Genomic DNA, 5,631 nt, shown 5'->3' on the forward strand with positions numbered 1-5,631 from the left:
GGCCCCCACCAGCCCGGCCCCTACGGGTCGCCGCCGCCCGGCGGCCCGTACACGCCGGTGCCCGGCAACCCCTACGGCGGGCCCCCGCAGGGCGAGGGCCCCCGGCCGCCCGCGCCGCGCGGGTTCCTGGCGGGGTGCGCGGCCTTCGCGGGCCTCTGCTGCACCTGCCAGATGTGCTGCGCCAAGGAGTACGAGGGCCCGTGGTCCCGCCAGAAGCACGAGGGCTTCTGCCGTGACTGCGACTGTGACTGCTGCGAATGCTGCAATTGCTGTGACGCCTGCAAGTGTTGCGAGTGCTGCGATGGGTGCGACTGCTGCGATTGCGGCTGTGACTGTTGACCCGCCGTCACGGCATGCGTACGCACGGTCACTTGTGTTCGGAGGGTGAGCTTCCGGGACGCGGACGACGGCGGCGGGGCGAAGAGGGGGACCGAAGGCCTCCGTACGGAATACTCCGGCCCGGCACCGCGCTCGCACCGGGGCCTGCCCACCCGTACGAAAGGGTCGAACACCATGAGCTCGGACGCGGCACAGGAGTGGAAGAACTGGCACGAAAGGCGTGTCGAGTCCGTCTCCGCGCCCTACGGTCCGCTGGCCCTGACCGGTACCCACTGGCTCGCCGACGCGGTGGAGGGGCGAATTCCGGCCGTGCCCGGCGCCTGGCGTGAAGAAGACGACGCGCTGGTGCTCACGGCGAGCGCCGAGGACGGGATCGTCCTCGACGGACAGCCCTTCACCGGTGAGGCACGGCTGACCGCCGACCACGCGCCGGTCGCCGCATCCCGGCTGGCCCAGGGCGCGCGGCGGCTGGTGGTACTGCGCCGCGAGGGACTGTGGGCGGTACGGGTCTGGGACCCCGGGGCCGAGCGGCGCCGCGCCTTCGCGGGCATCGAGGTCTTCCCGTACGACCCGAGCCGGGCGGTGCCCGCCCTCTTCCGCCCGTACGGCGAGGCGCGGACCGTGCGGGTGGCCAACGCCGACGGCGTCGAGCGCGGGCTCGGCCTCGGCGGGGAGCTCGTCTTCACCCTCGACGGCCGGGAGCACACCCTCCAGGTGGCGGTCGAGGACGACGGGGCGCTCTGGGCGGTGTTCGCCGACGCGACCAGCGGGGACTCGACCTTCCGGTTCCGTTTCCTGCGCCCCGGCGCACCCGACGCGCACGGCCGGCTCACGGTGGACCTCAACCGCGCGCTGCTTCCGCCGTGCGCCTTCGCGGAGCACTTCATCTGCCCCTTCCCGCCCCCCGGCAACACCCTCGGCACGGCGGTCACCGCGGGCGAGCGGACCGTCCTCACCCGCTGATCCACCGCCTTCGAAACCCCAACCGCCCGGCCGAAAGGCGCCCTTGCGCGCCACGGCCGGGCGGCCGAATACTCCCTCCCAGCGCTTGTCAGGAGCACGGCTTGCGCTCACCAGTGCTGCCCCAGCTCCGGCTGCGCCTCACGGGGTCCCCCCACCCAACTCGGGCCCCTCGATTCCCCTCGGGAGGAACAGAAGTGAGGATCAAGCGCACCACCCCCACCCGCGGTCTCGCGAGACGTACCAAGGCAGTCGCCCTCTCCGCCGGGCTGCTCGCCGCCGGTGCCCTCGCGGTCCCCACCGCGAGCGCCAGCCCGTCCCAGGTGTTCAGCGCCACCCAGCTCTCCGCCGCGAGCTCCGCCGTCCTCGGCGCCGATGTCGCGGGCACCGCCTGGAACATCGACCCCGCCACCCACACGGTCGTCGTGACAGCCGACTCCACCGTGAGCAAGGCCGACATAGCCAGAATCAAGCGGCAGGCCGGCGTCAACGCGTCCGCCATACGCGTCGAGCGGACCACCGGCAAGTTCAGCAAGCTGCTCTCCGGCGGCGACGCCATCTACGCGCCGAGCTGGCGCTGCTCCCTCGGCTTCAACGTCAAGAAGGGCAGTACCTACTACTTCCTGACGGCCGGTCACTGCACCGAGGGCTACCCGGACTACTACACCAGCTCGTCGCACACCACGAGCATCGGCCCGACGGTCGGCACCAGCTTCCCGGGCAACGACTACGGCCTCGTGCAGTACAGCAACACCTCGCTGTCCCACCCGAGCGCCGTGGGCAGCCAGCACATCAGCAGCGCGGCCAACCCCACCGTCGGCCAGACGGTCACCCGGCGCGGCTCGACCACCGGCATCCACAGCGGCCGGGTCACCGCGCTCAACTCCACCGTGAACTACGGCAACGGCGACATCGTGTACGGCCTCATCAAGACCACGGTGTGCGCCGAACCCGGTGACTCCGGCGGCCCGCTCTACGCCGGCTCGACGGCCCTCGGCCTCACCTCCGGCGGCAGCGGCAACTGCTCCTCCGGCGGCACGACCTTCTTCCAGCCCGTGGTCGAGGCCATGAACGCCTATGGTGTCAGCCTCTTCTGACGGCTGAACGCCCGCGCTGCCCCGGCAGCGAGGAGCCCCCGTCCGGCCACCGGGCGGGGGCTCGTTCGCTGCGCCCGATGGCCGATGACGGCTGGACGGGTTGCGCCTTTTTGGGAGGATGTTCACGGCGGAGAGGCGACCGGACACACGGGGTGAGTCAGTGAAACGCATCGGAGTGACCGGTCACCGCCACATTCCCTCCGAGGCGCTGGAGGAGATCCGCGCGGGCCTGCGGAGCCTGCTGTGCGGCCACGACGGCTCCCTGGAGGTGCTCTCCAGCCTCGCGGTCGGCGCCGACCAGCTGTTCGCGGCCATCGCCCTGGAGTGCGGGGCCTCCCTGACCGTCGTCATTCCCAGCGGCGACTACGAGACGGGCTTCGCGGAGCCCGGCGAACTCGCCCGCTACCAGGGGCTGAAGGGGCAGGCCGCACAGGAGGTCCGGATGGACTTCCCGCACGCCACGGACGAGGCCTACTACGCGGCCGGCGCCTATATCGCGGACAACTGCGACCGGCTTGTCGCCGTCTGGGACGGCCGGCCCGCGCGCGGTCTCGGCGGCACGGGCGACATCGTCCAGTACGCCCGCAGCCTGGGGAAGTCGGTCACGGTGGTGTGGTGCGACGGGGTGCGGCGCCCCTGACGCCCCCCCGTGGACGGTCAACTGCGGAGCCGGGCCAGCCAGTCGGTGTGCTGGGGCGAGACGACCCGCTCGGTCTCGTAGACCGCCGCCGGCCAGTCGCGCTCGCTGACGGTGTTCTCCATGGCCACGTGCATGGCCTTGAGGTCCTGCTCCACCAGCGAGTGGGCCGAGATCAGCGGCTGGTGGCGGCGTATCTCGTTCCACGCCAGGCACGCCGCCGCCGTGGCCGAGAGCAGCCCGGCCACCTTGACACCCTCGGCCGCGCCGAACATGTGCAGCGTCGCGAAGAGCAACGCGAGAACGGTGAGCAGAGTGATGGCCGTGGTCCACAGCGCGGTGGCCCGCCGGGACGCCTCCTGTCGTCGCCGGTACCAGTTGCGCTGCTCGATGAGGCGGTCCCGTACGTACGTCTCCTTGCGTACGGCGAACGCCTTCGCCCGTAACTCCCGCATGGGCGCGGTGATGAGCGGGGCGGCGGCCAGGTCCGATGCCCCCTCCTCGCGCGGATCGCGCCAGCCGACCCGGCGCAGTTCCCCGAGCCCTTCCTCCAGACGGAGGGTGAACAGACCTTCGGGATCGGCGGCGTGGGAATCGAAGGGGGTCCCGTGCACGGCATAGCGCCAGCACATGGATTTGATGAACTCGGCCGCCGAACGATTCAGTTGCCAATGCGATTTCGCGTGTCCGCGGGTGGCGCGGAAACTCACCACGAGCACCCCCGCGTACGCCAGTGCGCTGAGCGCGCTCGCCAGCTGGAAGTCACCACCGAGCGTCATCTTCCACGGCAGCGCCGCCAGTGCCGCCCCCGCCACCAGCAGGCAGAGCTGCCAGCGGGTGTCGTTCACCGCGGCCCGCTGACGCCCTATCGCGAGGGCGTCCGCGTGGTGGAAGAGACCCGGCAGGTCGGCATTGCGGAAGACCATGCTTTGCAGAGGTCCGGGAATCGCCGTCACATCCACCCCTGTCTGCGGTTTTGGTCATCACTCTTTCGGTGGAACGCCTTGTTCCGTACACCTTCCGCCATGCCGGGTCAGGCGTTCGGGGCAAGCGGTCGTGCTCAGTTGCCAACAGTGGCCAAGAGAGTAAAGTCGTGCCGCCGACACTGCAACGGTGCATGTCGTCGGTCCCCCTGTCCACATGCAGGAATTACCCACCAAGGACGGCCGTGAAGACCTCCGTGAATTCTCTCTCCTTCGCCCCTGCGAAGAAGAGCCGTGTGCCCCTGGCCGACATCGATGTCCGCGGCGCCGACGCCGCCCGGAAGCTCGGCCGCGTGCTCCCCTCCTCCAACGGCCGCCCGGTTCAGGCGTCGACCTTCAACTCGGCGCTGTAGACAGTCGGAGAGCTCTAGACTGGCGGAATGACTGGACCCGTGGTCCCATTCCGCGAGATCGTGCTCAAGGTCCACAGCCGATGCGATCTTGCGTGCGATCACTGCTATATCTACGAAGCCCCTGATCAGAGTTGGCGTACCCGCCCCAAGGCAATCTCCGACGAGGCGATTTCCCGGACGGCCCGACGACTGGCCGAGCATGCCGGGAAACACGTACTGCCCTCCGTGTCAGTGATCCTGCACGGAGGGGAGCCGCTGCTGGCGGGGCCGGCGCGGCTGCGAACGGTCTGCGAGGAGCTGACCGCCGCCCTCGACGGCGTCGCGGAGCTCGATCTGCGCATCCACACCAACGGCCTCCAGCTCAGCCCCCGCTACCTCGACCTCTTCGACGAGTTCGGCGTACGCGTCGGCGTCTCCCTGGACGGGGACAGGTCCGCCAACGACCGCCACCGCCGCTTCGCCGACGGCCGCACCAGTCATCCCCTGGTCCTCAGAGCCGTCGAACTGCTCCGCAGCGAGCGCTACCGCCATCTCTTCCTCGGACTGCTCTGCACCATCGACGTGGCCAACGACCCCGTCGCCGTCCATGACGCGCTGATCGCCCTGGACCCGCCGCGCATCGACTACCTGCTGCCGCACGCCACCTGGGAGGCGCCGCCGGCCCGGCCCCGCGGCTCCCCGACCGAGTACGCCGAATGGCTCCTCACGGTCTTCGACCGGTGGGAGGAACAGGGCAGGCCGGTTCCGGTCCGGCTGTTCGAGTCCGTACTGTCGACGTTGAACGGCGGCCCCAGCCTCACCGAGTCCCTGGGCCTGGCCCCCACCGACCTGGTCGTGGTGGAGACCGACGGCACCCTGGAGCAGGTCGACTCGCTCAAGAGCGCCTACGACGGCGCCGCCGCCACCGGCTTCGACGTCTTCCGCCACTCCCTCGACGAGGTCGCCGCCCACCCGGGCGTACGGGTGCGCCAGCTCGGCCTCGCCGGGGTGGGGCCCGAATGCCGGCGGTGCCCGGTCGTCCGCTCCTGCGGCGGCGGCCTCTACACCCACCGCTACCGCCCGGCGAACGAGGCCGCGGGCCGGGACGCCTTCGACGGGCCCTCGGTCTACTGCGCGGACCTGGAGGCGCTGGTACGGGGCATCGAGGCCCGTACGGCCGCCCGGCTCGTCCCCGCGGCCCTGAGCGACCCCGGGGAGCTCGTCGCGGCCGAGTACGAGCTCACCCGCACCCTGCTCGCCCGCCTCCACGCCGATCTGGCCGG

6 protein-coding genes are annotated in these 5,631 nt (G+C 71.0%); 5 read left to right on the forward strand and 1 reads right to left on the reverse strand.

The window, feature by feature from the left end; all coding sequences use genetic code 11:
* Window positions 1-513 precede the first annotated feature (513 nt).
* The 3 genes from ACJA3G_RS28440 to ACJA3G_RS28450 all read left to right on the forward strand — a co-directional run bounded on the left by ACJA3G_RS28440 (window position 514) and on the right by ACJA3G_RS28450 (window position 3,036).
* Window positions 514-1,302, forward strand: coding sequence for a DUF1684 domain-containing protein (locus ACJA3G_RS28440; protein ID WP_406555903.1), 789 nt, complete (start codon window positions 514-516; stop codon window positions 1,300-1,302).
* Between the two features lie 194 nt (window positions 1,303-1,496).
* Window positions 1,497-2,396, forward strand: a complete 900-nt coding sequence (locus tag ACJA3G_RS28445) for a S1 family peptidase (protein WP_406555904.1) — start codon at window positions 1,497-1,499, stop codon at window positions 2,394-2,396.
* 160 nt (window positions 2,397-2,556) lie between these two features.
* Window positions 2,557-3,036: a hypothetical protein gene (locus ACJA3G_RS28450; protein WP_406555905.1), complete on the forward strand. Its 480-nt coding sequence runs from the start codon at window positions 2,557-2,559 to the stop codon at window positions 3,034-3,036.
* A gap of 17 nt (window positions 3,037-3,053) precedes the next feature.
* On the opposite strand, the gene ACJA3G_RS28455 is transcribed toward ACJA3G_RS28450, so the two are convergent.
* Complete coding sequence (locus ACJA3G_RS28455; protein ID WP_406555906.1) at window positions 3,054-3,959, reverse strand: DUF4231 domain-containing protein; 906 nt, start codon at window positions 3,957-3,959, stop codon at window positions 3,054-3,056.
* Between the two features lie 254 nt (window positions 3,960-4,213).
* Here ACJA3G_RS28455 and fxsA point away from each other — a divergent pair, with 254 nt between their 5' ends.
* Both fxsA and ACJA3G_RS28465 read left to right on the forward strand, forming a co-directional pair.
* Window positions 4,214-4,369, forward strand: a complete 156-nt coding sequence (gene fxsA / locus ACJA3G_RS28460) for an FxSxx-COOH cyclophane-containing RiPP peptide (protein ID WP_406555907.1) — start codon at window positions 4,214-4,216, stop codon at window positions 4,367-4,369.
* A gap of 27 nt (window positions 4,370-4,396) precedes the next feature.
* The coding region (locus tag ACJA3G_RS28465) for an FxsB family cyclophane-forming radical SAM/SPASM peptide maturase (protein ID WP_406555908.1) at window positions 4,397-5,631 on the forward strand (1,235 nt) is incomplete at its 3' end.

This window comes from Streptomyces sp. YS-3, assembly GCF_045257485.1.
GTDB lineage: Bacteria > Actinomycetota > Actinomycetes > Streptomycetales > Streptomycetaceae > Streptomyces.